Annotated in this window: 29 protein-coding genes; 22 read left to right on the top strand and 7 right to left on the bottom strand. The window is 32.7% G+C overall.

The annotated features are described in order from the left end of the window. The first annotated feature begins 47 nt into the window (after window positions 1–47). The 9 genes from IJI93_RS05140 to IJI93_RS05100 all read left to right on the top strand — a co-directional run bounded on the left by IJI93_RS05140 (window position 48) and on the right by IJI93_RS05100 (window position 9,401). Window positions 48–389, top strand: a complete 342-nt coding sequence (locus IJI93_RS05140; RefSeq protein WP_292820875.1) for a chorismate mutase — start codon at window positions 48–50, stop codon at window positions 387–389. Further along, the gene (locus tag IJI93_RS05135) at window positions 376–573 is read left to right on the top strand and encodes a 30S ribosomal protein S17e (protein ID WP_292820873.1); all 198 of its coding nucleotides are present in this window, start codon (window positions 376–378) and stop codon (window positions 571–573) included. Before IJI93_RS05140 ends, IJI93_RS05135 begins: the two co-directional genes overlap by 14 nt. A 187-nt stretch (window positions 574–760) precedes the next feature. Next, complete coding sequence (locus tag IJI93_RS05130; RefSeq protein WP_292820871.1) at window positions 761–1,981, top strand: aspartate kinase; 1,221 nt, start codon at window positions 761–763, stop codon at window positions 1,979–1,981. Next, on the top strand, window positions 1,978–2,871 hold the full coding sequence (gene dapA, locus IJI93_RS05125; RefSeq protein ID WP_292820869.1) for a 4-hydroxy-tetrahydrodipicolinate synthase: 894 nt from the start codon (window positions 1,978–1,980) through the stop codon (window positions 2,869–2,871). Before IJI93_RS05130 ends, dapA begins: the two co-directional genes overlap by 4 nt. 12 nt (window positions 2,872–2,883) lie before the next feature. Further along, window positions 2,884–3,705 (top strand): 4-hydroxy-tetrahydrodipicolinate reductase, encoded by an 822-nt coding sequence (gene dapB, locus IJI93_RS05120; protein ID WP_292820867.1) that lies wholly within the window; start codon window positions 2,884–2,886, stop codon window positions 3,703–3,705. A 9-nt stretch (window positions 3,706–3,714) separates the two neighbouring features. Then, complete coding sequence (asd, locus tag IJI93_RS05115; protein WP_292820865.1) at window positions 3,715–4,764, top strand: aspartate-semialdehyde dehydrogenase; 1,050 nt, start codon at window positions 3,715–3,717, stop codon at window positions 4,762–4,764. 229 nt (window positions 4,765–4,993) lie between these two features. Beyond that, window positions 4,994–6,151 (top strand): hypothetical protein, encoded by a 1,158-nt coding sequence (locus tag IJI93_RS05110; RefSeq protein WP_292820863.1) that lies wholly within the window; start codon window positions 4,994–4,996, stop codon window positions 6,149–6,151. A gap of 578 nt (window positions 6,152–6,729) precedes the next feature. After that, on the top strand, window positions 6,730–8,340 hold the full coding sequence (thsA, locus tag IJI93_RS05105) for a thermosome subunit alpha (protein WP_292820860.1): 1,611 nt from the start codon (window positions 6,730–6,732) through the stop codon (window positions 8,338–8,340). Window positions 8,341–8,384: 44 nt separating this feature from the next. After that, window positions 8,385–9,401 carry an adenosylcobinamide amidohydrolase gene (locus IJI93_RS05100; RefSeq protein WP_292820858.1) on the top strand — a complete coding sequence of 339 codons (1,017 nt, stop codon included), beginning with the start codon at window positions 8,385–8,387 and terminating at the stop codon, window positions 9,399–9,401. Here IJI93_RS05100 and IJI93_RS05095 read toward each other — a convergent pair. Both IJI93_RS05095 and xseA read right to left on the bottom strand, forming a co-directional pair. Then, window positions 9,385–9,603: an exodeoxyribonuclease VII small subunit gene (locus IJI93_RS05095; protein ID WP_292820856.1), complete on the bottom strand. Its 219-nt coding sequence runs from the start codon at window positions 9,601–9,603 to the stop codon at window positions 9,385–9,387. The genes IJI93_RS05100 and IJI93_RS05095 overlap by 17 nt on opposite strands. Next, window positions 9,603–10,856, bottom strand: a complete 1,254-nt coding sequence (gene xseA, locus IJI93_RS05090) for an exodeoxyribonuclease VII large subunit (protein WP_292820854.1) — start codon at window positions 10,854–10,856, stop codon at window positions 9,603–9,605. Before xseA ends, IJI93_RS05095 begins: the two co-directional genes overlap by 1 nt. Window positions 10,857–10,991: 135 nt before the next feature. Here xseA and IJI93_RS05085 point away from each other — a divergent pair, with 135 nt between their 5' ends. Together IJI93_RS05085 and pyrE are read left to right on the top strand one after the other, a co-directional pair. After that, window positions 10,992–11,222, top strand: a complete 231-nt coding sequence (locus IJI93_RS05085; RefSeq protein WP_292820852.1) for a PRC-barrel domain-containing protein — start codon at window positions 10,992–10,994, stop codon at window positions 11,220–11,222. A 9-nt stretch (window positions 11,223–11,231) separates the two neighbouring features. Further along, on the top strand, window positions 11,232–11,759 hold the full coding sequence (gene pyrE / locus IJI93_RS05080; RefSeq protein WP_292820850.1) for an orotate phosphoribosyltransferase: 528 nt from the start codon (window positions 11,232–11,234) through the stop codon (window positions 11,757–11,759). A gap of 39 nt (window positions 11,760–11,798) precedes the next feature. On the opposite strand, the gene IJI93_RS05075 is transcribed toward pyrE, so the two are convergent. From IJI93_RS05075 to IJI93_RS05060, 4 genes are read right to left on the bottom strand one after another with little or no spacing between them, the layout of a single operon-like run. After that, a complete protein-coding gene (locus tag IJI93_RS05075; RefSeq protein ID WP_292820848.1) occupies window positions 11,799–12,305 on the bottom strand; it encodes a molybdenum cofactor biosynthesis protein B in 507 nt (168 codons plus the stop codon). Window positions 12,306–12,317: 12 nt separating this feature from the next. Beyond that, window positions 12,318–12,629: a winged helix-turn-helix domain-containing protein gene (locus IJI93_RS05070; RefSeq protein ID WP_292820845.1), complete on the bottom strand. Its 312-nt coding sequence runs from the start codon at window positions 12,627–12,629 to the stop codon at window positions 12,318–12,320. Next, window positions 12,613–13,440, bottom strand: coding sequence for a winged helix-turn-helix domain-containing protein (locus IJI93_RS05065; protein WP_292820842.1), 828 nt, complete (start codon window positions 13,438–13,440; stop codon window positions 12,613–12,615). Before IJI93_RS05065 ends, IJI93_RS05070 begins: the two co-directional genes overlap by 17 nt. Next, window positions 13,437–14,222, bottom strand: coding sequence for a winged helix-turn-helix domain-containing protein (locus IJI93_RS05060; protein WP_292820839.1), 786 nt, complete (start codon window positions 14,220–14,222; stop codon window positions 13,437–13,439). The genes IJI93_RS05065 and IJI93_RS05060 overlap by 4 nt, the downstream gene beginning before the upstream one ends. Before the next feature lie 225 nt (window positions 14,223–14,447). On the opposite strand from IJI93_RS05060, the gene IJI93_RS05055 reads away from it, so the two are divergent. The 4 genes from IJI93_RS05055 (at window position 14,448) to IJI93_RS05040 (ending at window position 17,952) form a co-directional block, all read left to right on the top strand. After that, the gene (locus tag IJI93_RS05055; protein ID WP_292820836.1) at window positions 14,448–14,954 is read left to right on the top strand and encodes a ribonuclease VapC; all 507 of its coding nucleotides are present in this window, start codon (window positions 14,448–14,450) and stop codon (window positions 14,952–14,954) included. Continuing rightward, window positions 14,951–16,075 carry a DUF2117 domain-containing protein gene (locus tag IJI93_RS05050; RefSeq protein WP_292820834.1) on the top strand — a complete coding sequence of 375 codons (1,125 nt, stop codon included), beginning with the start codon at window positions 14,951–14,953 and terminating at the stop codon, window positions 16,073–16,075. The genes IJI93_RS05055 and IJI93_RS05050 overlap by 4 nt, the downstream gene beginning before the upstream one ends. Before the next feature lie 16 nt (window positions 16,076–16,091). Then, complete coding sequence (locus IJI93_RS05045; protein WP_394355676.1) at window positions 16,092–17,066, top strand: methanogenesis marker 2 protein; 975 nt, start codon at window positions 16,092–16,094, stop codon at window positions 17,064–17,066. Window positions 17,067–17,154: 88 nt separating this feature from the next. Next, complete coding sequence (locus tag IJI93_RS05040; protein WP_366513280.1) at window positions 17,155–17,952, top strand: DUF4013 domain-containing protein; 798 nt, start codon at window positions 17,155–17,157, stop codon at window positions 17,950–17,952. 12 nt (window positions 17,953–17,964) lie between these two features. Here IJI93_RS05040 and IJI93_RS05035 read toward each other — a convergent pair whose 3' ends face one another. Beyond that, on the bottom strand, window positions 17,965–18,702 hold the full coding sequence (locus tag IJI93_RS05035; RefSeq protein ID WP_292820831.1) for a thermonuclease family protein: 738 nt from the start codon (window positions 18,700–18,702) through the stop codon (window positions 17,965–17,967). A 115-nt stretch (window positions 18,703–18,817) separates the two neighbouring features. Here IJI93_RS05035 and IJI93_RS05030 point away from each other — a divergent pair, with 115 nt between their 5' ends. The 7 genes from IJI93_RS05030 to IJI93_RS05000 form a co-directional block, all read left to right on the top strand. Further along, on the top strand, window positions 18,818–19,468 hold the full coding sequence (locus IJI93_RS05030; protein WP_292820828.1) for a YitT family protein: 651 nt from the start codon (window positions 18,818–18,820) through the stop codon (window positions 19,466–19,468). Between the two features lie 130 nt (window positions 19,469–19,598). Further along, on the top strand, window positions 19,599–21,146 hold the full coding sequence (locus tag IJI93_RS05025; protein WP_292820826.1) for a methanogenesis marker 3 protein: 1,548 nt from the start codon (window positions 19,599–19,601) through the stop codon (window positions 21,144–21,146). Then, on the top strand, window positions 21,118–21,588 hold the full coding sequence (locus IJI93_RS05020; RefSeq protein WP_292820823.1) for a methanogenesis marker 6 protein: 471 nt from the start codon (window positions 21,118–21,120) through the stop codon (window positions 21,586–21,588). Before IJI93_RS05025 ends, IJI93_RS05020 begins: the two co-directional genes overlap by 29 nt. A gap of 8 nt (window positions 21,589–21,596) precedes the next feature. Beyond that, entirely contained in the window at window positions 21,597–22,052 is a 456-nt protein-coding gene (locus IJI93_RS05015) for a methanogenesis marker 5 protein (protein ID WP_292820820.1), read from the top strand. 4 nt (window positions 22,053–22,056) lie between these two features. After that, window positions 22,057–23,298 carry a methanogenesis marker 15 protein gene (locus tag IJI93_RS05010; RefSeq protein WP_292820817.1) on the top strand — a complete coding sequence of 414 codons (1,242 nt, stop codon included), beginning with the start codon at window positions 22,057–22,059 and terminating at the stop codon, window positions 23,296–23,298. 17 nt (window positions 23,299–23,315) lie between these two features. After that, on the top strand, window positions 23,316–23,876 hold the full coding sequence (locus tag IJI93_RS05005) for a methanogenesis marker 17 protein (protein WP_292820814.1): 561 nt from the start codon (window positions 23,316–23,318) through the stop codon (window positions 23,874–23,876). 68 nt (window positions 23,877–23,944) lie between these two features. After that, window positions 23,945–24,355 (top strand): radical SAM protein (locus IJI93_RS05000; protein ID WP_292820811.1); only part of this gene is annotated, 411 nt, incomplete at its 3' end.

The following is a 24,355-nucleotide window of genomic DNA, read 5'->3' as shown; positions in this document are numbered from 1 at the left end:
TATAATAAATTATATTATTATCATTATTATCAAGAATGGTGATTTTTTTGAGTGAGGATTATAAAATTAAATCTTTCAATAGCATTGAGGAAGCCGAAAATCTTCTAAAAGAATCCAGAAATCGCATTGATGAAATTGATAATGAATTATTTGATTTAATTTCTCAGAGGACCTCTATTGCAAAGGATGTTGTTCTTGCAAAAGAGTATATGGGTATGCCAATTTATGATAAATCCCGAGAAGATGAAATCCATGAAAAAGTTAGAGGAATTTCTGAAGAAAAAGGTCTTGACGTGGATATTATTGATCAGATATTAGATATGCTGACTGTTTTAAATAAAAATGAGCAAAAGAAAATTTTAAGGAGGAATGTTAATGGGCAATATTAGAACTTCATTCGTTAAACGTTTAGCAAAAGAACTTGTTGAAACTCACAAAGGAGTTTTCACCACTGATTTTGAAGAAAACAAAAAATTAGTACAAGAATACTCTACTGTAAGTACTAAACATTTAAGAAACAAAATTGCAGGTTATGTAACCAGACTTGTAAGATTAGAACAAACTCAAGAATAAGATTTTTCTTATTTTTCCACTTTTTTTTATTAATACTTTTTTTTGATATTTAAAATTTTTTCATTTTTTTTATAATCTCTTATATATAAACTTTATTAATATGGTTGTATAAAAATAGATATGTATATTTTGTTTAATCAATATTTTAACAAAATTTCAAGAATTTTTTAAGAAATAGGTGAACTTAATGGATTTAATAGTAGCAAAATTTGGCGGAACCTCGGTTGGCGATGGTTCTAGAATTAAAAAAGCGGCGCAGTCCGTGGTAAATGAATATATGAAAGGTAATCAGGTCGTAGTTGTAGTTTCAGCAGTCAACAAGACAACTGATGAGCTCATTGGATTATCTAATGAAGCTATTGGTGCAAGTTTGACTGATAAGCAAAAGGCAGAAATTATGGCTATGGGTGAATTAACTAGTGCTAGAGTATTTTCAGCAACTATTGAATCTTTAGGTGTCAAGTCAGAATTTATTGATCCTTATAATGATCTATGGCCAATTATGACTGATTCAAACTCTTTAGAAGCAAAAATAGATTTTAAGACAACAAATATCAAAATTGAAGGAATAAAAAGACTTGTTAATCAGGGTATTATTCCCGTTATTTGTGGATTTTTGGGAAAAGGACCTAGCGGTGAGATTACAACCTTGGGAAGAGGGGGTAGTGACATCACAGCATTTTTAATCGGGCATTGCCTTGAAGCTAATGAAGTGATTATTGTCACAGATGTAGACGGCGTAATGTCAACTGACCCTAATAAAATTGATAGTGCAAAACTGTTAGAGGAAATTTCCGTTGAAGAAATGAGGGACTTAGCTACTCATGGAGCTCAAGTTTTACACCCTCATGCATTAAAATATAAAGATCCATTAATAACCGCAAAAATAATCAATTTCGCCCACGGAGATTTAACCGCAAAGGGAACACGTATTGTGGGACCTTATGAGGGCGACATGTTGAAATGTGTATCACTTTATAAGAACCCTATTTCTCTTATTGCTATTGTTGGTGAGGCAATGGTTAAAAAAATCGGCTTATTCGCTGGTTTGACAGGTTGTCTTGCTGAAGAAGATATAAATATTTTCGGCATTTCTGCAGGTCAAAATTCAATGACTGCATTTGTTGATAAATCAGATTCTAATAAGGCATATCATTTGTTGCACCAATTTGTTATAGAAAATGATGTTTTAAGTTCATTATCATTGGGAAGAGATACCGCAATGATTACATTTGTAAGCCCGGATATCATAGATACTCCAGGCATCATTTCAAAGATTACAGAACCATTGAAAAAACATGAAATCAATATATTAGAAATTATTTCATCACAAACTGCCATAGTATTGTTTGTTGACTGGAATGATGGTGAAAAAGCACGCGACTTAGTTAACGAGGTTTTAGAATGAATTTTGAAGGAACATATGTTGCAATGGTAACTCCTTTTACTGAGGATAAACAAATTGACGAAGAAGGTTTTAGACATAATATTAATTACTTGATTGAGAGGGGAGTAACTGGTTTGGTTGGAGCTGGAACTACCGGTGAATCAGCTACAATTAGCCATGAAGAACATCAAAGAGTAATTAAAATTTTAGTAGATGAAGTTGATGGAAGAGTTGAAACTATTGCCGGTACAGGAAGTAATGCCACTTCAGAAGCACTTTCTCTAACAAAATTTGCTTATGATGCTGGAGCGGATGCTGCATTATTAATTACTCCGTACTACAATAAACCACAACAGCATGCTATGGTTGATCATTACAGCACTATTGCAAATGCTGTAGACATTCCAATTATTCTCTACAATGTCCCGTCCCGTACTGGAATAAATATGGATGTGGAAACTATTGTTGAGCTTGCAAAAGTTGATGGTATTGATGCAGTTAAAGAAGCTAGCGGCAGCGTTGATAAAGTTTCCGATATTTATCGAGCACTTACCCATGAAGGAATTGAAGACGAGTTCAATATTCTTTCAGGTGAAGATTCCCTAACATTGCCTCTTATGTCTGTAGGAGCAACTGGTGTTATAAGTGCTTCCGCAAATATTGATGCTAAAAGAATGGTTTTGATGGTTGACAGCATCTTAAATGATGATTATACAAGAGCTATGGAACTTCACTATGAAATGGTTGAATTAATTAGGGCATTATTCATTGAAAGCAATCCAGTTCCTGTAAAAACTGCAATGAATTTAATGGGCCTTCCTTCAGGACCTTTAAGACAACCATTATGTGAAATGAAAGAAGAAAACTTGGAAGTTCTTAAAAAAGCTTTAAAAGATTCTAATTTAATTTAAGTTGGTATTATTATGATTAAAGTTGCAGTAACTGGAGCCGCAGGAAGAATGGGCTCCGGAATTATTAGAAGAATTACACAACAGGATGATATGGAAGTAGTTGCAGCAATTGAAATGCCGAATACTCCTCTTGCGGGTAGGGATGCAGGTATTCAAGCTGGAACTGAAGAGCTTGGAGTTGAAATTGTAGGGTCTGAAAAATTGGAAGAAACATTGAAAGCATCCGGTGCCGATGTTCTTGTTGATTTCACTATTGCCCATGCAGCAGTCGAAACAATTAAAGTTGCTACTTCTTGTGGTGTTTCTGTTGTTGTGGGCACAACAGGATTTAGTGAAGAACAAATGGCTGAAAACATTAAAAATGTCAAAGAGAATAATGTTTCAGCAGTTATTTCATCAAATATGGCTATTGGAGTTAATGTATTTTTCAACACATTAAAAAAATTAGCCCCATTGTTATATGATTACGATATTGAAATAATCGAAGCACACCACAATCAAAAAGAGGATTCCCCATCAGGAACTGCCATGACTGCATTTGAAGTTATAGCAGCTGAACTTGACCGTGATACAGAAGAAGTCGGAATTTTCGGCAGACACGGTTTGGTTGGTAAAAGAACCAAGGAAGAAATAGGTGTTCATGCGATTCGTGGTGGAGACATTGTTGGAGATCACACCGTAATGTTTGTTGGTGAAGGTGAAAGATTGGAAGTTAAACATCAAGCTCATACAAGGGAAGTATTTATTGCTGGTGTAATAAGGGCAATCAGATATGTTCCAAATGCTGAAAAAGGTGTTGTCAGCAGTATGAATGATGTTTTAGGTTTAGAATAGGTGAGTTATATGGTAAATGTTGGAGTTCTTGGTGCAACTGGGATGGTTGGTCAAAAATTTATTCAATTACTCGAAAATCATCCGGATTTTGAGATTACTGCTCTAGCGGCATCTTCTCGTTCTGCAGGTAAAAGATATGAGGATGCTACAACTTGGTATATGAATGATGCGATGCCTGAATCTGTTAGGGATATTGTAGTTACAGAAACTAACCCTAATGCTATGGATGATGATGTAGACATTGTATTTTCATCACTTCCTGCGGATTTCGCACTTAAAGTTGAAAAAAAGTTTGCAAAAGATTACGTTGTCGCAAGTAATGCAAGTGCGCATAGAATGAAGAAAAATATTCCATTAGTAATTCCAGAAGTTAATCCGCAGTGTCTAGACATGATTGATGCTCAACAAAAGGAAAATAATTGGGATGGATTCATTGTAACTAATCCTAATTGTTCAACTATTGCTTTGGCATTAACATTAAAACCTGTTGTGGATAATTTTGATGTAAAATCCGTTAGAGTTTCAACAATGCAAGCTGTATCAGGTGCAGGGTATAATGGAGTGCCATCAATGGCTATTGTCGATAATCTTGTTCCTTACATCGGTGGGGAAGAAGAAAAAATGGAAAGCGAATCATTATATTTATTGGGTTCTTTCGATGGCAGTGATGTAATTAATGCAGATTTCAAATTGAGTGCATCTTGTCATAGGGTACCTGTAATTGATGGTCATACTGAAGCAGTGTTCATTGAATTAGAAGATGACTTTGACATTGGTGATGTGAGGGATAGTATGGCAAACTTTAAAGGATTGCCACAAGAACTAAATTTATTCTCAGCTCCTGAAAATCCAGTCATTGTCAGAGAGGAAGATGACAGACCTCAGCCTAGAATGGACAGAAATGCAAGTAATGGTATGGCTGTTAGTGTTGGTAGATTGAGGAAAGACCAAGCTTTTGATAACAGTTTTAAATATGTTCTTGTTGGACATAATACTGTTCGTGGAGCTGCTGGAGCTTCCATATTAAATGCTGAATTAATTAATGATAAAATCCTCTGATTTTATCCATTTATATTTTTATTTTTTTTAAAAATTTTTATTTTTTAATTCTTGTTTCTAATTGTTTTTAATTTTATTTTTAGGTTACTATAAGGGTTTAATTTAAATAGTATGAAATTAATATTTTATATCAAGGAATTATATTGTACAATATATCGAAGTTTTCAAATTCGTTAATAGTAATAATTTGAAATCGATATTGGGATAAAAATTTTAACTAAGGGATAGAATGCAAGTAGGAATCGGTGATGAAAAAGATACTCTGCAATCTTTAATTCGGTCTTGCCTATTGGAGCTTAATAGTCTTAAATTAGACTTGACAAAGCTTGAAGTTGAAAAAGCAAATGATAATACTCCATTAAGGATAAAAGAACTAGAAAAAGATATTGTTGAGAAAGAAAAAGAAGTTTCTGTTATTAAGTTCAAAGCAGAAGATGAAATTAACTTATTAAAAAGACAACTTGATGAGAAAGATATCTTAATTAAAAATCAGGAAGACAGGATCTATGAATTGGATTATGTCAATAATTCTCTTGATGAGATTAAGGAATATTTCGCTGAACAGTTGAGAGATTATAAGAAAAAAGAATTGGCTGATGTTAATGAAAGATTAAATGAATCTTTTAGGGCTTCAGCTGAAAAAGATGCTCAAATTAATTCTCTTTCAAGAACCATCGACGAATATAAAATTAGAGTTCTCAAGCTAGAAAATAATGCCGAGTTCCAAAATCAGATTATGGAACTGGAAAAAGAGATTGAGATTAAAAATAATGAACTTCTCATTAAAGATAGTGAAATCATTAAGAGAGATAACCAAATCGATGTCTTAAAAGAGCAAACAATTCCTAAAGAAGATTATATAAATCTTCAAACTCAGTTTGAATCTGAAATTAGTGCAATGGATGCTGAAATAACTAATTTAAGAGAACAAACAATCCCTAAAGAAGAATATACAAATTTACAATCCCAATTCCAATCTGAAATTAACAATTTAGATACCTTGCTCAATAATCTCAAAGAAAAAACTATTCCTAGAGAAGAACATATTTCAGTTACAAATAAATTAGAAAGCAAACTCGCTGCTACTAATACTGAACTTGAATATTTAAAAGAACAATCTATCCCACGTTCCGAATATGTTTCTCTTCAAACCAAATTGGAAAATGAAATCATTTCAAAAGATAATGAACTTAGGTACTTGAAAGAGCAGACTATCCCTAAAGAAGATTATCTTAAACTTCAAAATGAGTTGAATAGGAAAAACGATAAAATCAAAAGGTTGGAAGAAATCAATGCTTTCTTCAATGAGCTTCAAGAGGAACAGGAAGCTTATGATACAATGGATGTCACTCCACCTTTCAGATTAGAGAAAAAACAAGGTAGATAAATCTACCTATTTTTACTTTTTTTTATTAATTTTTTGTATTTATCATCATATGCTATTTTTTCAGCCAATTTAAGAAAAATATATGATGGAAGAATTGTAGAGTTGAAAAAAAGATAATGGGCAGTTAGGATTAACTGGATAATGATTGTCATTTTACAATAATCAAAAATACTGTTTTTTTATCGAGTTTTATTTCATCTCAAAGGATATTTTTTATCATTAACTGGATTTTTGCAAGTACATCTACATTCAATCAAACCATCTTTTGGAATTAACATCATGCCATATTTAAATTGAATTTCCCTATTAAAAAACAGCATTTAGAATGAATAACTATCAGTTTAATTATCCATTCTTCCAATTATATTGGTGGTGGATGGGCTGATAATTTCCTCTTCTAATTTTCATATTTTCCGGAAAATATTTTTCTTACCTTAATTTACTTTATACCATAAAGTATTTATATAACCTTAAACTCATGTATTAAGTAGAAAGGTTTAGTCAACACTATAACTTATTTTCTCATGTTGATAATTAAACTGATCTAATTATTTAAAAATTAAAAAAGGTGATTATTAATGGCACAAGGACAACCAATTTTTATCTTACCTGAAGGTACTAACAGGTCTGTCGGCAGAGATGCTCAAAGAAATAACATTTTAGCTGGTAAAGTATTAGCTGAAACTGTAAGAACTACTTTAGGTCCTAAAGGAATGGACAAAATGTTAGTTGACGGACTTGGAGATATTGTAGTAACCAATGATGGAGTTACTATCTTAAAAGAAATGGATATTGAACATCCTGCAGCAAAAATGCTTGTGGAAGTAGCAAAAACCCAAGAAGACGAAGTTGGAGACGGAACTACTACTGCAGTAATTATTGCTGGTGAATTATTAAAAAAATCTGAAGCTTTACTCGATTCAGACATTCACCCAACTATCATAGCTATGGGTTACAGAAAAGCTGCTGAAAAAGCACAAGAAATCTTAGATGAAATCGCAATTGATGATATTGATTCTGAAACTTTAATGAAAGTAGCTATGACTGCTATGACTGGTAAAGGAACTGAAGCAGCACGTGAACCATTAGCAAAATTAATTGTCGATGCTGTAGAAGCAGTTGCTGATGAAGATGGTGTAGACACTGATAATATTAAAATTGAGAAAAAAGATGGTGCTGTTGTTGAAGAATCCAGCTTAGTTGAAGGTGTAATTGTAGACAAAGAAAGAGTACACTTAGGTATGCCTGAATTAGTTAAAGATGCAAAAATCGCATTAATCAACACTCCATTGGAAGTTAAAGAAACAGAAATGGATGCAGAAATCACTATTACTGATCCTGCTCAAATGCAAGCTTTCATCGAACAAGAAGAAAAAATGGTCAGGGATATGGTAGATAAAATCGTCGATGCAGGTGCAAACGTATTATTCGCACAAAAAGGTATTGATGACTTAGCACAACACTACTTATCCAAAGCAGGCGTTTTAGCTGTAAGAAGAGTTAAAAAATCTGACATTGAAAAATTATCCAGAGCAACTGGTGCAAATGTTATCACCAACTTGGATGACTTAACTGCTGATGATTTAGGTGAAGCTGGTATTGTAGAAGAAAGAAAAATCTCTGGCGAAGACATGATTTTCGTTGAAGAATGCAGCGGTGCTAAATCCGTAACTTTATTCGTAAGAGGAAGTACCAAACACATTGTCGCTGAAATTGTAAGAGCAATTGAAGATGCAATTGGTGTAGTAGCAGCTACTGTTGAAGATGACAAAGTTGTTGCTGGTGGAGGAGCTCCTGAAATTGCAATGGCTAAAAAACTCAAAGATTACGCAGAATCTATTTCTGGAAGAGAACAATTAGCTGTAAACGCATTTGCAGAAGCTTTAGAAATCGTACCAAAAACCTTAGCTGAAAATGCAGGTTTAGACAGCATCGACTCATTAGTAGATTTAAGAGCAGCACAAGAAGACTCTTTCTACATGGGATTAGATGTATTCACTGGTGAAGTAGCAGACATGAAAGAAGCTGGTGTAATTGAACCTAAACGTGTCAAAAAACAAGCTATCCAATCTGCATCTGAAGCAGCTGAAATGATTTTAAGAATCGATGACGTAATTGCATCAACCAGAGGCCCAGAAGACATGGGTATGGACCCTTCCGCAATGGGCGGAATGCCTCCAATGATGTAAACTTAAAGAAATTTTAATTAATTTCTTTCTTTTTTTTATTTTTTATGTATTCCAATAGACTTATCTTTAAAACATCGCTTGATGATGAAATATATTACCTGAAAGATACTATTTTTGTTAAATTCAATGTTAGGCGAAATGGAATTTCTACCTCAAAACTAAATGGAGGATTTTCCAATAATTTCAAAAGTGTTTTTAACCATCATTTGTCACAGGAAAATATAGACTATCTTGAAAACCATGATTTATGCGATTACCTGATTAATCATTGCAAGTCATTGGATATTGATTATGCCACTACTAGCGGCCTCACTACACTTGCTGAAATGGGTCACGTGAGTATTGTAACCAAATCGTATAGAAAACTCGAAGTCACTGCCATTACGACTGCAGGTGTCAGAACCAATGCAGTTAGAGCAGGTGATCCTGCTGCATTTTACGAAGAAAATGGAAAATTCGGTACAATCAATACAATTATTTTAATTAATGCCAATCTGGGTTATGAAACATTGCTGGATGCGTTTATGAGTGCAACTGAAGCAAAAACTGTCGGATTAAATGATTTGAAAATACCTTCACAATACTCTAACGGATATGCAACAGGAACAGGAACTGACGGATTATGCATATTTTCTAATTTGGAATCCAGTAATGTTATAACAAATGCTGGTAAACATTCCAAGCTGGGCGAATTGATTGGGCAATGCGTCATTGAATCTGTCAAGAAAGCTATTAAAAAGCAAGTTTGGATATCTCCAAAATCCCAGTCAAATGCTTTGGTAAGGTTAAATAGATATGACATAGATATTAATGAATTTTATGATAGTCTTGATTGTGATAAATTTGAATTTATAAAATCACTGCAAAAAGAAATGAAAAAGCAAGATAATGTAGCCATTACCAGTGCTGTTTTAAATTTGATTGATGAAGTTGACTGCGGTTTGATTAAAAAGGAAGATGCTTTTGAATTGTCAAAAAGCATTATAAAAGAAAATTGTAATAGTTTTCCAATAGAAAAACTATTAAATTATTGGTTGAATTATTTTATTTGTTTTGATTGAAATCCACTAATTCACCATTATCCTGAACAATTTTTGCAATGGCCTCTTCTGCATTGTTTAATTTAGTATTGCATATGTTTACCAAATCCATCGCTTTTTTAAATTCGTCAACTGCATCATCTAATGGCACATCACCGTTTTCCAATTTGTTCACGATTTCTTCTAATTTTTCCAAGCTTTCTTCAAAACTTAAATTATCCATTATATCACCCTTGTATTTATAGTTCCGTCATCAAATTCAACATCTAGCTTATCTCCACTTTTAACGTCTTTTGCTGAAGATACTATTTTGCCTTCGATTTTTGTTAATGTGTATCCTCTTTTTAAAGTCACAAGAGGATTGAGGACTTCTAATTTGTTAAGATTTTTTAAATAGATTTCTTTTTTTATTCTAAGTATTTCGTTAGGATTTTTCAAAATGTTCTTATTCTCAAGTTTAAATAATTTATTTTTATTTTCAAGAATTATGCTTTTTGAACTAAATTCCAGCTTATTTAATAAATTGTCTAAATTCATCCCTTTTATTTCATAAATTGATTCGGGATTTTTAAAGATTTGCTTTTGAGAAATATTGTCCAATTTTAATCTATTTTGAGTTATTTTATCATTAATGTTTTTATTTATCCTATCTGTTAGCTGATCCAATTTCAATGCAATTTCCCTAATGTCTGGCACTGCAATCATTGCGGCACCAGTTGGCGTTGGGGCTCGTGCATCCGCTACAAAATCAGATATTGTAAAGTCAACTTCGTGACCTACTGCACTAATTACCGGAATTTCGCATTCATAAATTTCTCTTGCAACAATTTCTTCATTAAACGGCCATAAATCTTCTATGCTTCCGCCTCCACGTCCGACAATAAGTGTATCAATGTCAAATTGTTGAGCATGTCTTATTTGCCTTACGATTTGGGGTGCCGCTTGATTTCCTTGAACAAGTGTTGAAAAGACCAATATCTCACAATACGGATATCTTTTCCTGATGGTTGTTATTATGTCTCTTATGGCTGCTCCGGTTTCTGCAGTCACAATACCTATTTTTTTAGGATATTTTGGTATTTCTTTTTTATGTGCATCTTCAAACAGGCCTTCCTTTTCCAGTTTCTTTTTCAATTTTTCATAAGCTTCGTATAATGCTCCGATTCCATCTTCTGTAATTCTTGCGGCATATAATTGATATTTACCGTTTGTTTCATAAACTTCAATTTTACCTTTAACAATTACCTTCATGCCGTCTTGAGGTTCAAAGTTTAGGAATCGCCTCATACTTTGGAACATGACTCCTGATATTTGTGAATTTTCATCTTTTAATGTAAAGTACATATGTCCAGTTCTATAAATGTTGATGTTTGATAATTCACCTTTAACATAAATGTTTTTTAGATTTGGGTCAAGTTTCAGCTTTCTGTTAATGTAGGCATTAATTTGAGATACTGTTAAGTATTCCTCTTCCATATTTTCACCTTGAAAACAGTATTGTTATTATGTTGTTTATAATAAATACAATTTTGTTTTTTTGGATGAATTTTCACTTCTGAGAAACTAAATCTATTTTAAATTGAATAATCTAATATACTATTAGGTGATTATATGAGAATTAAAAGTGAATTATTTGGTAAAGAAGTTCTCGATGCTGAAATTCAAATTGTCGGTAAAATTACTGATGTTGTTTTTGATAAGGAAACTTTAGAAATCACTGATTTGGTAATTAAAAAAACTGGCTTTTCTGAACAAATCAAAGCTAGTGAAAATGTTATTCCTATGGAACTTGTTAAAGTAATTGGGGATAAGGTTTTACTTAAAGGTGAAGATGACATATAACTGATTGATATGGTTTCAAAAGAATATTTGATTGATTTATTAAAAGATAATGAAGTTTTCCTTGAAGGGGACTTCACATTATCTTCCGGCAAAAAAAGCAATTACTATATTAACATGAAAAAAGCCATTACTGAACCTGAAATATTATCCACAATTTCAAAATTAATCACAGAGAAAATCAAAGATGATGAAATTGATAAGGTTGCAGGCCCTGCTTTGGGGGCAGTTCCAATAGCTACTGCTGTTTCTCTTGAATCAAAACTCCCGTTATTGATGATTCGTAAAGAAAAGAAAGGCTATGGTACATCCAAACTCATTGAAGGCGAACTCTTGGAAGGGGATGATGTCATTGTTGTTGAAGATGTATCGACTACTGGAGGATCACTTTTAAAAGCGATAAAAGCTATTCAGGATAATGGCGGTAATGTAAAAAGAGCGTTTGTTGTCGTTGACAGACAAGAAGGCGCAATTGAAGAATTCAAAAAAGAAGGTATAATTTTAGAACCTTTGATTTGTGTAAATGAGTTTTTTGATTAAAAAAAAGAAATGATGAAAAAAATTTCATCATTTTAATTACTATTTTTTGACATGGTGAACGATATGGGGTAGTTCATCAATTATGATGCTGAATGCAGTTTTAACCGCATTTGGTGAGCCTGGCATTGAAAATATAACTGTTTTTTTGTATATTCCTGCAGTAGCTCTGGACAATAATGCAGCAGCCCCGATTTCATCATATGATCTTGCTCGAAACAGTTCACCAAATCCATCTAATTTTTTAACAAAAAGTTCCTCAACAGTTTCAACTGTAATGTCTCTGGTATCCAATCCAGTTCCGCCAGTTGTTAAGATAACATCGTTTCCTTCAGATATCATTTCTTCGATAGCATTAATTAAATCATCCTTTTCATCTGGAATTAATTTCCTTGATTTTAATGTATATCTTTTTTCGATTTCTTCAGCCATATACTGGCCGGACAAATCTAATTTTTCTGATTTTCTGCTATCACTAAGGGTAATTATTCCACATGTGATATCATTTGATGATTCACTTTGATGTTCTTTTGCTGTTTCACTTTTCATCATTTATCCCTTTTAAAATTCAGTTAAGTACTTTTTTATTTGTTGGTATTCATTTAAATTATTTATTAATTTTTTTGTAGGGTAGTATAGTGTTCCATATTTTTTATTATTGTGCTCAACAAGTTCAATATTCAAAATCAATTCTATATGGTACTGTATTGTTTTATAATCCAATTTTAGAATTTTTGACAATTGCGTAATGCTATGTGGCCGATATAGTAACTGATCGATAATTTTCATTGTTGTTTTTCCACCTTTTCTACCTAGTAATAAGTCTGCCATTTCTTTGTTCTCGTATTTGAAAATATTATATTGAGTCTTCATTTATCACCCTCTCATAGTAATTGATTATATTTGCACCCCATTTTCGAGCGTTTTTTGATTTTCCAATTAAAATTTGTGAATCATCGTAATGTCCGTCTTTAAAAAACAATGTTAAAGACATAAAATCCTTAGAATAAGTTAAAAACAATTTTAAATTCTTTTTAATACAAATTATCTTAACTTTTTTATTTTTCAGCAATGAGTTTCTAAAGGAATCATTTAATTTGATTGAGTTTAATATGTCTTTGCTGACAATCAATTCTAAATATTTTAATTTATTGCTATCTAATAATTCAATCATATGTCTAAAATGGTTTTCAGAGTATATTGGCATTATTATTTTTAGTTCTTGTGAATTTGAGATTAATTTGATATATTTGTTAAATGCGTTTGATAAATCACTGGTTGTTGATTTGATGTAGGTAACATCTTTTAAAAGATGCATATTTTTTAGAAATTCTTCGGGGATATCTTCAAGGGTATGATTATTCCAAAATGAAACGTCGTTGTTTATTGAAGCCCAGTTTTCGATTAATTTCACCATATTTGTTGCTAACAGAAAACCATTTGAAGTTAATTGATATTGCTTGTGAACTTTTTTGATTAAATTTATAGTTTCCAATTCTTTAAGGCCATGTAAAATTGTGGCAGATGGTTTTTCAAGTTCATTTCTTAGTTCTTCTAAGTTTTTAGGACTATCATACATTGTCAATAACAGTTTGCTTCGCATAGTTGATGTTAATATATATTTAATATTTTTAAATTCGTTGTTTAATTCTTCTTTAGTCTGTGGATTTGTCATTTTAATCATACCTTTTTGAGTATTGTTTCAAATAAATCATCTGCCCAAAATAATGATTCTTCACTTTCGGAGAGGAGTATTCGATTTTGATCAAAGCTGCCATCATTTTTAAATAACCCTAAACTCATGGAATTATCACATAATGTCAGATATATTCTTAAATCCTGCTTTGTTGAGTAAACTTTGAGTTTTTTATTTTTTGCGGCTTTTTTTCTTGTTTCATTATCAATCTTAAAAATTATTTCTCGAAACATATTTCTTGGAATAAGTAGTTCAACGTATCCTTCTTTTTTTAACATATCTTCAATTAGTTGAGGATATTCTGGATGAAGATATGGAAAAATTGCTTTAATAGTTTTGGATTCATTAATTTTTTCTTTAATTGCATTGTGTGTTTTATAGATGTCTAGAGGTGTAGTTTCAATTAATTTTGAGTCTTTCAAATCGTTGATATTCTGAATTGAATCAATGCTTAATTGATCAATGTCATGTTTTGCCCAAAATTCATTAAAATTGTTAATCAGGTCTATACTCTCCTTGAAATCCATTAAATTTTTATAATAAATTTCACTTAATGGATTTAGGTGGTATTTATTCTTGGCTTTTACAATATATTCATGCTCTTCAAGCTTTGCCAGGTTACTTGAAACGGAACTATAGGTAATTTTCGTATCGGTTACAATTTCTTTTATAGATTTTGGTTTCTTTTGCAATTCGCTTAAAATTTTTAATCTAATTTCAGATTTTGCAAGAAATTTTATATCATTATTTAAATTATAATGACTAATCATCGTTTTTTACCTCCTTTTATTCAATTCATGAATATTATAAATTTTTTCATGAATTTATATTACAATTATTGATTTAATATTTAAATGTTATATACATTTTTCAAAGTTTCTTCCAAATTTCCCCAAATTTAATACCAATTTCTTTCCAATTTAACTTAAAATTATCATAATTTATATTCCAAAAAATTACTAACTTTTATTAGTTTATAAAATAAAAATATATTCATGGAAATTTTTTATGTATTGGATGCATCAGCTTTTATCAATGGATTTCAGTTGGAAACAGAAAATAATTTCACAGTTCCGGAAGTAACGGCTGAAATTAAGGATTTTGAGTCACGTTTAAAGTTTGACACGGCAATTGAAGAAAGTAGGTTAGTTGTTCAGGATGTTACTTCTGAAAGCATTGATGCGGTTGAAGATATTATTTCACAATCTGGAGATGTTTTGAGATTATCCCTTCCGGATAAAAAATTAATTTCACTAGCTTACATGTTTTCTAAACAGGGCAAAAACGTAAAAGTTATCAGTGATGATTATACCATCCAAAATACGCTGAAAATAATCAAGATACCCTATTCAGGAATCATTACCGAGGGAATAAAAGAAGTTTACAATTGGAAAAAGGTTTGTGAAGGATGTAAGAAAGAATATGGTGAAGATTATCCTTTCGATGACTGTGAAATTTGTGGATCCAAAATATTTAAAAAAAGAATTAAGGTGAATAAATGAGGATTGGCGTAGTTGTTCACGGTCCGAATATTATTGATTCAGGTTATGCTTTAAAATTAATTAGTCTGCTTTCCGGATATGGTGAAGTTTCTGCAAGGCTTGGTGGGACTATGGGTCGCACTGCAGTAATTGATGCCGGTTTGGAAAATACTATTGATATTGGAAAAAAACTTGTTCCAAGCGATTCATTGAAAATATTTCATGATGATGATGTTGATGTGATTTTTTTACTTAATTACGGCAAATCTGATGTGACCGGCCAGGTTTTTGGATATAAAGTTTATAATCATTATTTAAATAAAATTGATGATAATCACATTCCTGTCATACAAATTGAAAGGCCTGGCGAAGAGGACGGCAGCATTATTTGTTGGAATAATGATTTGGAGTTGGCAAAGGAATTATCTCAAAGATTAAATCTGGATATTGTCACTCCTGAAGAGGTCTATGATAACCATATTAGGCAGGATAACATTCCTGATAATCACACACACAGGATTGTTCATGGGGTAAGCCCCGGTGAAAACATAATGGTAAACAGTGTTGTAATTGGAAAAACTGATTCTGATAAGCTTGTTTTAATTACAAAGGACAATCATATTGTGGATATTATTGGTGGAACTCTTAAAGACCATGGTCTTGAAAAATTGGGTGAAGTTGACCTTGAAAGTGCCATAATTAAGACAGGGCTTCTGAGAAAAGCCAAAGTGACTCCCCGTATTTTGGAAAAAACGGAAAATAATGATGATTTTAAAGTTGCTTTTCTTGATCATGCCGGAGAGGATGTTTATAAGTTCAGAAAATGTGATGCGGTTATAAGTATTGGTGATGATACAACATTAATCTCTTCTGACATTTTGTATAGATTTGATATACCTATTGTGGGAATAACTGATGGGGATTTGGACAAGGTTGTAGAAGATGGATTCAAGGCTAAAAATTCCATCATATTCGAAGTTGAAAGTGGTTTTGATGATGTCTGTGGCCAAGCTATTGAAAAGAAATTGTTTAGGGACAGTCATATAACTTCTTGCTTTTCAGATATCGGCCAAGTTGAAGAAAAAATTGTCGAAATAATAAATACTATTAATTGCAAATACAAAATTAATTATATTAATTAAATTAGGAAGTGGAATCTTGGATTTTGAAAATCTTGTTAAATCTATTCAAGAATTTAAGGGAGTATCACGTAAAAGTTCAATAGATAATGTCATTTCTCTTCTAAAAGAGTCTTATAATGTTTCTGGAAATGTTGTAATAGATATTGGGGATGATGCTTCAGCTATTGACATTGGAAACAATCAAGTCATGTTAATTGCCGCTGATGGAATTTGGGGAGATATAATGAATGTCAATCCTTACTGGGCAGGATATTGTTCTGTACTAGTCAATGTAAATGATATTGCAGCAATGGGCGGAAAACCGTTGGCTATGGTAAATATAATGTCAATAAGCAATGATGAGATTTATGAAGATTTGCTAAATGGAATCAAAGATGGCTGCTTGAAATTTGGCGTCCCTATGGTCGGAGGTCATCTGCACCCTGATGGTGAAGTTGACTCTCTAGGAGTGGCAATTGTGGGGATTGCACAAAAAGATAAAATAATCACCAGTTTTGGTGCTGAAGTGGGAGATAAGGTAATTGTTGCAATAGACCTTGACGGCAAGCCTCATGAGATGTTTAGCCTTAATTGGGATACCACCTATGATAAGGATGCTCAATTGGTGCAGGACCAGATTACTGCCGTTCAGCATTTGGCCGAAAAGGGATACATCAAATCAGGTAAGGACATTTCAAATCCGGGCATTTTGGGAACTTTGGAAATGCTTTTGGAAACTTCCGAGAAAGGTGCAATCGTTGATTTGGAGGATATTCCTAGAAATGAGAGTGTTGAATGGGTAGATTGGCTTAGGTCTTATCCCGGTTCTGGTTTTGTTTTTACAGCTCATGAAGACTACTGTGATTATATTGAGGAATACCTTTCAAGATTTTCAATTGAAGCGGCGGTTGTCGGCGAGGTAACAGATTCCAATTCACTTTTATTGAATTACAAAGATGAACAGGCAGAAGTATTCAATCAGGAAAAAAATCCTGTATTTATTTTTAGATGATCATGTATCAAATTATGGATTTAAGCGAGTATTGGATCAAGTCACGAAAAATAGCATATTGAGAAGTAGTTTTGATTGAGGCGGTTTTATGAATGTTGGCAAGATAATATCAAATTCCCTAAAGTATCCTTTTAGAAATCTTAAGAAGTTACCTATTCTTTTTATTCTATTTATTCTAATTGCACTCATTCCTATAGGGATGGTTTCTGACAACAGATATGTCTTAATTCTCGGAATAATTGCATTTTTTATATTTATTTTAATTGTACCTGGATATCTATTGTCTATTGTTAACATAGGATTGAATGAGTCATCCATGTTTCCTTCCATAAATTTTGGAAAGAACATATATGACACTATCAGATTGTTTCTTTTAAGAGTTGTATATATGATTGTGCCGGTAGCGGTGTTTTTCATTGTTTGGTCAACGATGGGTGCATCAAGCGTTGACATGTTGGCTGAATTGAAGGTTCAGAGCTTTTTGTTGACTATAGTTTTAGGTTTCCTTGCGGTTCTAATTTCTTATATCCTATTTGAAGTTTTGTTATTTTTTGCAAAGGCCAGATTGGCTTATTTTAACAGCTTATCCGAGGCTTTAAAAATTCATAAAGTGATCGGGGATATTAAAAGCATTGGTGTTGTCAATATAATTAAATGGCTGGTATTCATGGCAATACTGATGGTTGTTGTTTCATATGTCTCATCATTGGTGATGCTGATTCCTTATGTTGGTTTCATAATTTATTTGGGCATTGTCATTCCTATATTGGAAAGTATAGGCAATTATTCATTGGGATTGCTCTATTCCAACATTGCGGATAAAGAGAGTGGTTTGGATAAATTTGAAAAAGAGTTGGATTATCTCAAATACAGAGAACTCAATTGAAAAAATAGAAAATTAAGGATTACACCTTTTACATGGCACATATCCTTGATTAATGGCTTCATCTCTACTTGAGAAATATACCTTATTCTTTTCAGACATTTTACTAACGCTGCTGCAGCTTGCCACGTGGAATTTTCCTGAATTTGCATTTCCAACATAGCTTCCAGAGCCAGAAGAGCTTGATGTGTCTGATGAAGAGCTTGAAGATGAAGAGCTATGAGTATTGGCCACAGGTGTGTCTCCATTTCCCCAATCGTATGGGTAAAATTCGCTTGGTGGCATGTACATTATTTCTGCAAGGCCTTCTTTTAAAAGCATTTCATTTAAATTTTTACCCTCAACAATAACAACAGCCAGTGTTCTGCCGTATTTATCATTATGCTTGGAATCGTCAATATCGAGGCCAACTTCCTTATTTAAACATAACTTTTGAACAAAGTTTTTAGATGTAATATATCCTTCAACACCTCTCTCCGGTGTGTTAACACCTACAAAACGTACTTTTTTACCATTATCCAATTCGATTGTGTCTCCATCAACAACTTTAGTGCATATTGCACGTTCTTCAACATGGCAATTTGTATCGGAATATTGGCTTAAAATATCTGAAGAGGACATATCTGAATATTTGGAGCTTGGGACATTGTGCGAAAAGCCAGTTCCGGTGTAAGCACTAGCTATTGAAATTGCTCCAATCGCAATAATTAAAATAATTATTAAAGAAAAAATATGTTTTTTTGTAATGGCCATTATTTTCCCTCCATAATAATATTGTTAGGATTATGTGTTAATATATTTTTTTGAATGTTTCTGTATAATAAGAATCAAGGAGAATTTATATGATATATCTTATAAATTATAAATTATGATAAAAAGAGTCATTTTGTTTGTAGTTGGATTGTTCATAATGTCATTAGGGGTAGGGTTTTCAATCGTTTCTACACTTGGAACCACTCCAGTTACTTCAGTGGCTTATTCTCTTGCATTAATAACAAATATTGATATTGGAATAACTACATTTCTGTCTAATTTTGCTTTGCTCTTATTGCAGGTAGTGATTTTGCGCTCAAGATTTGAGAAAAAAAGGTTACTTCAATTGATTAATTGTGTATTATTTGGATATTTCATGAATGTGGCGGTATATATAGTATCATTTGTGCCTTTTGATGGATCTATTTTAATGAAAATTATATTTTTACTGATTAGTGCATTTTGTATAGCTTTTGGAATATTTACATATGTGCCGGCACACATTGCACCACTTCCAGGTGAAGGATGTGTACAATCAATAGCAATGGTTACAAATTGGAGATTTTCAACAATTAAGATAGGTTTTGATGTATTAATGTTGATTCTATCTCTTATATTGTGTGGATTGTTTTATACAGACCTTTTTGCATCAATTAATATAGGAACATTTGTTATAGCGCTTCTGATTGGTTTTACTTTAAGGCAAATTAGTAATGTATATACACGCATCACTGGAAAAAAACCTAATTTGGTCACTAAACCATAAATTTTCTTTTTTTTAAATTTTTTAAAAATAGCATGATTTTGCCATTTCTTTTTTTAAAGTTAAATAAATAATTTTAATATATAATAAGACTATAAATATATAATATTAAAAATTCTTATTAGGAGATTGTATGTTAATTAAAATTAATGGAGAAGAAATAGATGTTGCAGATGCTTCAACAATTCAGGAAGTAATTGATGAAACAAATGCTCCCTATACTCCTGGTAGTATTGTTTGCTTAATTAAAGGTAAAAAAGAGCTTGAACAGAATATTAACAAGTATAAAATTAAAACAAATAAGGGTTCTATAATTATCCAGTTGGATGAATCTGAGGAGGCGAAACCTTTAGTTGATGTTTGGAAAAATCAATATGAGGAATTCATTGATTTAAATATCAGATGGTCAACCCCAACGGAAGTTTCAATTGGTCCTATTGTAACTGACTTGGAACCTACTTCTGATGAATTTAAATATTATGAAGGAGATGTTGTTTTAAGTTTATCTAGTTTTAGTAATGAGTCTACTCATTTAATAATGCTTAAGGAGAATACAACTAATGTCTATAGTGTGCCTCCATATAATAAGGGTATTTTTGCCCATATTATAGGTGGTAAAAAAACTTTGGATAATCTAACTGATGATGATGTTGTGACAAGCATAGAGCCAATTATAGAGCGAAGCACAACAACAGATAGTGCTTCAGTTTCTGATTTAACTACTGTGCTTGAAGAAGGAAATGAATTGTATACTTATATTTCTTTTGAAATCGATGAGGAATCACCGGTTTGCGTTGAGCATTTATTCTCACTTATTAAAGATGGCAGGATAAAGGTATCTTATGATAGTGAGTCTTTTTTAGGTTTCTATGAGCTGGCAAAATTGGAAAAGCCTAAAGAACATACTACTCAAAGAAGTAGGGGAACAATCACTGTTAGAAATTCTGGAGTGGGCGTTGGAAAACTTTTCATTTACCGTGAAAATAGAGTTTTAACTCCAAATCACACTACTGTGGGTAGAATTGTAAATGGTATGGAAATTATCGATATTGCAAAAGAAAATGACTTTATTACTGTCAAATCTGAGCAGCAAAGATTGATGTTATTAAATAAAACCCAAAAAGAAGCTACAGAATTGTTGTCTGCAGTGGGTGTTGAACACATGATTGATGGATTAGTTGATGATGATGCAATAATCGTCGAACAAATCCCTAAACATACAATTGATATCCTAAATGAAGGTCAAGTAGTAACCAAAGCAATTAATCCTAATGATTTATGTAAAATTAAATTTGTGGATAATGCTCCAAGGTCTGTAAGGTACTTTAAACTGTTATCAGGACTTTTGGAAAATCCTGTGGGCAAAATTAAAGTTCATTTTGCAGTGCCCGGAATGCATATTGTTATCTTTGAAGGAGATAAAAAGTCTGCAAAAGGTTTAATTCCTGAAAACAATCCGGTTGACAAAGTCATTAGAGGTCAAGTAGGTATTACTAACATGGCTTCAAAAAGTGCAGGTTTAATCGGTATTAGATTTGAAGATAATCTCGAATTTGGGCCGACTGCTGAAAACTTTGAATCAACTAATATTATTGGAGATATCGTTTCTGATTATGATAGTCTTGAAAAATTAAAAGAGGGAGTTGTAGTTTATGTTGCCGAATCTAACCATGAGTCCTGATTTAGGAAAAGAAGATTGGGATCCGGATGTAATCACACGTATGATATTTATTGGGCCAGGAGCTCATGTAAGCGAACAAGAAATTGTAAGTGAATTCCATATGCTTGGTTTGCCCCTTACAATAAAGAATACTTGTTATGGGTCTATGATTAGTGGTAAAAGTGAAGATGTTTATAAAGCTATTGAGGAAATAAGAAAGCTTGATCCGAACCATATCTTCACTAAAGAAAGAGGATTTGCTCCAGGTGATCCTAGAAGATGTAGAGGTCATAGATTTGGTCCTAGGGAAGGTTTCCACCAAATGGAAAAAGAGTACAGAATACTTGGTTTTGTTTCTGAAGCTTTGGAAAATCCTAAAGAAGTGGAATTAGAAGAGAAAAAACCAATCGATGTTGATGAATTTAAAAAAATCATGAATGAATGTTTAGAAAATAAAGAATAGGTGAAAATATGGTTAAAATAGCTATTTATCCTCCAAACTCATTAATTTTGGCAGATTTACTTGAAAGAAAAGGTCATACTCCTTTAGTTCTTCAAAAACAAATTAGGCAAAAAATAAAAGATCCGGAAATTGATTCTCCACCAATGAATATTACTGAAGAGGACCCAATTAAAGGTCTTAAATATGCGGCTATTGAGGTTCCTTCCGGCGTTCGTGGGAGGATGTCTATAATCGGACCTCTTATAGATGAAGCGGAAGCAGCTATTGTTGTTGATGGCGCTCCTTATGGTTTTGGATGTATTGGTTGTGCAAGGACTAATGAATTATCAATATTCCTGCTAAGAAATAAGGGCATTCCAGTACTGGAGCTTAATTATCCAAACAATCAAGATGAGACATATGTTATGGTAAATGAAATAAATGAATTTGTAGATTCACTTGAAGAAACTGCTGAGGAGGAATAATAAAATGGTTAAAATTGCTTTAGTTTCATGTGGAACAGAATATAGTGGAATTCAAAAAGAAATTGAAAAAGCAGCAAACAAATTTGGTGCTGAAATTGTTCTTCCTGAAATTGATTTGGATTACATTGATGAATCTTACGAAAAATTCGGATTTTCAGCTCAAAGTTCAAGTTTAAAATTAATGATTGCAAGAGCCATGGCTATTGTGGAAGGCAGGTCTAAGCCTGATGCAGTATTCATTGCAACTTGTTTTAGATGTGCTGAAGCGGCATTAGTCAGGAATGAAGTAAGAAGATTTATTCAAAACAATACACGTATTCCTGTAGTTACTTATTCATTCACTGAAAGAACAAAAGCTGATGAATTGTTCATTCGTATGGAAGCATTAGCCACTACTGTTACTCGCAGAAGCATTCTTGCCCGTGAAAAACAAGAAGGCCTTACCCTTGGTTTAGATTCAGGTTCAACTACTACAAAAGCTGTTCTTATGGAAAACAACCAAGTAATCGGAACTGGTTGGACAGCCACTAAGGATATCATCGAATCTGCAAAAACAGCCGCTGCAGAAGCATTTGCCAATACTGACTATGGCTGGGATGATGTAGATGGTATTGGAACTACTGGTTATGGTAGATTTACAATGGGTCAGGAGTTTGGTGCAGAGCTTATCCAAGAAGAGTTGTCTGTTAACGCAAAAGGCGCAGTATACTTGGCTGATTGTCAAAAAGGTGAAGCTACTGTTTTAGATATTGGTGGTATGGATAACAAGGTAATTACCGTTAATAATGGTATTCCTGATAACTTTACTATGGGTGGTATCTGTGCAGGTGCATCCGGAAGATTTTTAGATATGACTTCCCGCAGGTTAGATGTGGATATTACTGAATTGGGCCCACTTGCCGTTCAGGGTGATTGGAGAAAAGCCATGCTGAATTCATACTGTATTGTATTTGGTATTCAGGACCTTGTTACTACTTTGGCAGCAGGAGGTTCTAAAGCAGATGTGGCGGCCGCAGCATGTCATTCAGTATCTGAACAAGTTTATGAACAACAACTTCAAGAAATTGATATTCGTGAACCATTAATCCAAGTAGGTGGAACAAGTTTAATTTCAGGTCTTGTTGAAGCCGTAAGTGAGACTTTAGGTGGAATTGAAGTTATTGTACCGGAATATTCACAACATATTGGTGCTGTTGGAGCAGCTCTTTTGGTATCTGGAATGGGACACAGGCATGATGATAAATAGATTAAAGGGTTGATTTTATGTTGGTTGAATGCTATGATGAGAGCGGTGCGGAAGTTTATGAAATCATCATTAAACAAATATTTCAAGATTTGGTTCTTGGAGCTTCTGTTGATGATTTAAAAGCTTATGTCAATCCTGATGATCCTGTATTTGTATTGGCTATTAAAATGAAAAATACATCTAATGCTATTTTATTCAATGATGTTGCTAACTTTACTTATGATAAGATGAGAGATGTTACTGAGATTTTCATTGAAGATGAAAATTACCTTCCTAATATTTTAAAGAGGTTGTGGAGGTCATTTTCAAGAGATGAAATTTATCAGCCTAACAGGTATCAATTAGAAATTTCAGGCGACCATATGGATTTGGAAACATTGATAGTTGATGATCCTCATTCTAATTTACAAAGGCGTATTTATGATGCAGTCTTTAGAATCTTGCCTGAAGGTTTTAAAATCATTAAAGATTTGTCTACTGAAAATATAGTCTGTGTTGTAGCTACTGATGAGTTAATTAAGGATGCATGGATTGAAAAAGCAAATGAATTCATTGATGAATTGAATAAAGGTATGTAGAAAAGTTTATATATTAGTTCGTATCAATACAAATTAACAAGTGTTATATTATCGGGGGAAATGATATTATGGCTGAACATAAAGGCTCAAGATTTGCACACATAACTAAAGCACATCCATGTTTTAACGAAAAAATGCATGATAAAGTAGGTAGAGCACATGTACCGGTAGCACCAAAATGCAATATCTTTTGTAACTTCTGTACAAGGGATATCAATGATGAAGAAAATAGGCCTGGTGTAGCGAGCTGTGTTATGGATTCTGATGCTGCAATCAAACATATCAATGATGTTACTGCAGACGGTCCTATTGCTGTTGTAGGTGTGGCTGGACCTGGAGATTCTCTTGCAAATGAGGAAACATTTGAATTTTTTGAAAAATTAGCAAAAGAGCAACCAGATTTAATCAAATGTATGAGTACTAATGGACTTTTACTTCCAAAATATGCTGATAAACTTGCAGAACTTGGAGTAAACTCC

The organism is Methanobrevibacter sp. (genome assembly GCF_017431965.1).
In the GTDB taxonomy this organism is placed as follows: domain Archaea; phylum Methanobacteriota; class Methanobacteria; order Methanobacteriales; family Methanobacteriaceae; genus Methanocatella.
This window is presented reverse-complemented; position numbering and strand designations above follow the sequence as displayed.

Bases quoted from the DNA above. Each gene is read 5' to 3' on its own strand.
- IJI93_RS05070 (WP_292820845.1), bottom strand. From the start codon at position 12,629: ATGAAGACTCAATATAATATTTTCAAATACGAGAACAAAGAAATGGCA.
- IJI93_RS05060 (WP_292820839.1), bottom strand. From the start codon at position 14,222: ATGATTAGTCATTATAATTTAAATAATGATATAAAATTTCTTGCAAAA.
- IJI93_RS05025 (WP_292820826.1), top strand. From the start codon at position 19,599: ATGTTAATTAAAATTAATGGAGAAGAAATAGATGTTGCAGATGCTTCA.
- dapB (WP_292820867.1), top strand. From the start codon at position 2,884: ATGATTAAAGTTGCAGTAACTGGAGCCGCAGGAAGAATGGGCTCCGGA.
- IJI93_RS05110 (WP_292820863.1), top strand. From the start codon at position 4,994: ATGCAAGTAGGAATCGGTGATGAAAAAGATACTCTGCAATCTTTAATT.
- IJI93_RS05055 (WP_292820836.1), top strand. From the start codon at position 14,448: ATGGAAATTTTTTATGTATTGGATGCATCAGCTTTTATCAATGGATTT.
- IJI93_RS05040 (WP_366513280.1), top strand. From the start codon at position 17,155: ATGAATGTTGGCAAGATAATATCAAATTCCCTAAAGTATCCTTTTAGA.
- thsA (WP_292820860.1), top strand. From the start codon at position 6,730: ATGGCACAAGGACAACCAATTTTTATCTTACCTGAAGGTACTAACAGG.
- IJI93_RS05050 (WP_292820834.1), top strand. From the start codon at position 14,951: ATGAGGATTGGCGTAGTTGTTCACGGTCCGAATATTATTGATTCAGGT.
- IJI93_RS05100 (WP_292820858.1), top strand. From the start codon at position 8,385: ATGTATTCCAATAGACTTATCTTTAAAACATCGCTTGATGATGAAATA.
- xseA (WP_292820854.1), bottom strand. From the start codon at position 10,856: ATGGAAGAGGAATACTTAACAGTATCTCAAATTAATGCCTACATTAAC.
- IJI93_RS05085 (WP_292820852.1), top strand. From the start codon at position 10,992: ATGAGAATTAAAAGTGAATTATTTGGTAAAGAAGTTCTCGATGCTGAA.
- IJI93_RS05135 (WP_292820873.1), top strand. From the start codon at position 376: ATGGGCAATATTAGAACTTCATTCGTTAAACGTTTAGCAAAAGAACTT.
- asd (WP_292820865.1), top strand. From the start codon at position 3,715: ATGGTAAATGTTGGAGTTCTTGGTGCAACTGGGATGGTTGGTCAAAAA.
- IJI93_RS05010 (WP_292820817.1), top strand. From the start codon at position 22,057: ATGGTTAAAATTGCTTTAGTTTCATGTGGAACAGAATATAGTGGAATT.
- IJI93_RS05075 (WP_292820848.1), bottom strand. From the start codon at position 12,305: ATGAAAAGTGAAACAGCAAAAGAACATCAAAGTGAATCATCAAATGAT.
- IJI93_RS05130 (WP_292820871.1), top strand. From the start codon at position 761: ATGGATTTAATAGTAGCAAAATTTGGCGGAACCTCGGTTGGCGATGGT.
- dapA (WP_292820869.1), top strand. From the start codon at position 1,978: ATGAATTTTGAAGGAACATATGTTGCAATGGTAACTCCTTTTACTGAG.
- IJI93_RS05020 (WP_292820823.1), top strand. From the start codon at position 21,118: ATGTTGCCGAATCTAACCATGAGTCCTGATTTAGGAAAAGAAGATTGG.
- IJI93_RS05030 (WP_292820828.1), top strand. From the start codon at position 18,818: ATGATAAAAAGAGTCATTTTGTTTGTAGTTGGATTGTTCATAATGTCA.
- IJI93_RS05095 (WP_292820856.1), bottom strand. From the start codon at position 9,603: ATGGATAATTTAAGTTTTGAAGAAAGCTTGGAAAAATTAGAAGAAATC.
- IJI93_RS05005 (WP_292820814.1), top strand. From the start codon at position 23,316: ATGTTGGTTGAATGCTATGATGAGAGCGGTGCGGAAGTTTATGAAATC.
- pyrE (WP_292820850.1), top strand. From the start codon at position 11,232: ATGGTTTCAAAAGAATATTTGATTGATTTATTAAAAGATAATGAAGTT.
- IJI93_RS05015 (WP_292820820.1), top strand. From the start codon at position 21,597: ATGGTTAAAATAGCTATTTATCCTCCAAACTCATTAATTTTGGCAGAT.
- IJI93_RS05035 (WP_292820831.1), bottom strand. From the start codon at position 18,702: ATGGCCATTACAAAAAAACATATTTTTTCTTTAATAATTATTTTAATT.
- IJI93_RS05065 (WP_292820842.1), bottom strand. From the start codon at position 13,440: ATGATTAAAATGACAAATCCACAGACTAAAGAAGAATTAAACAACGAA.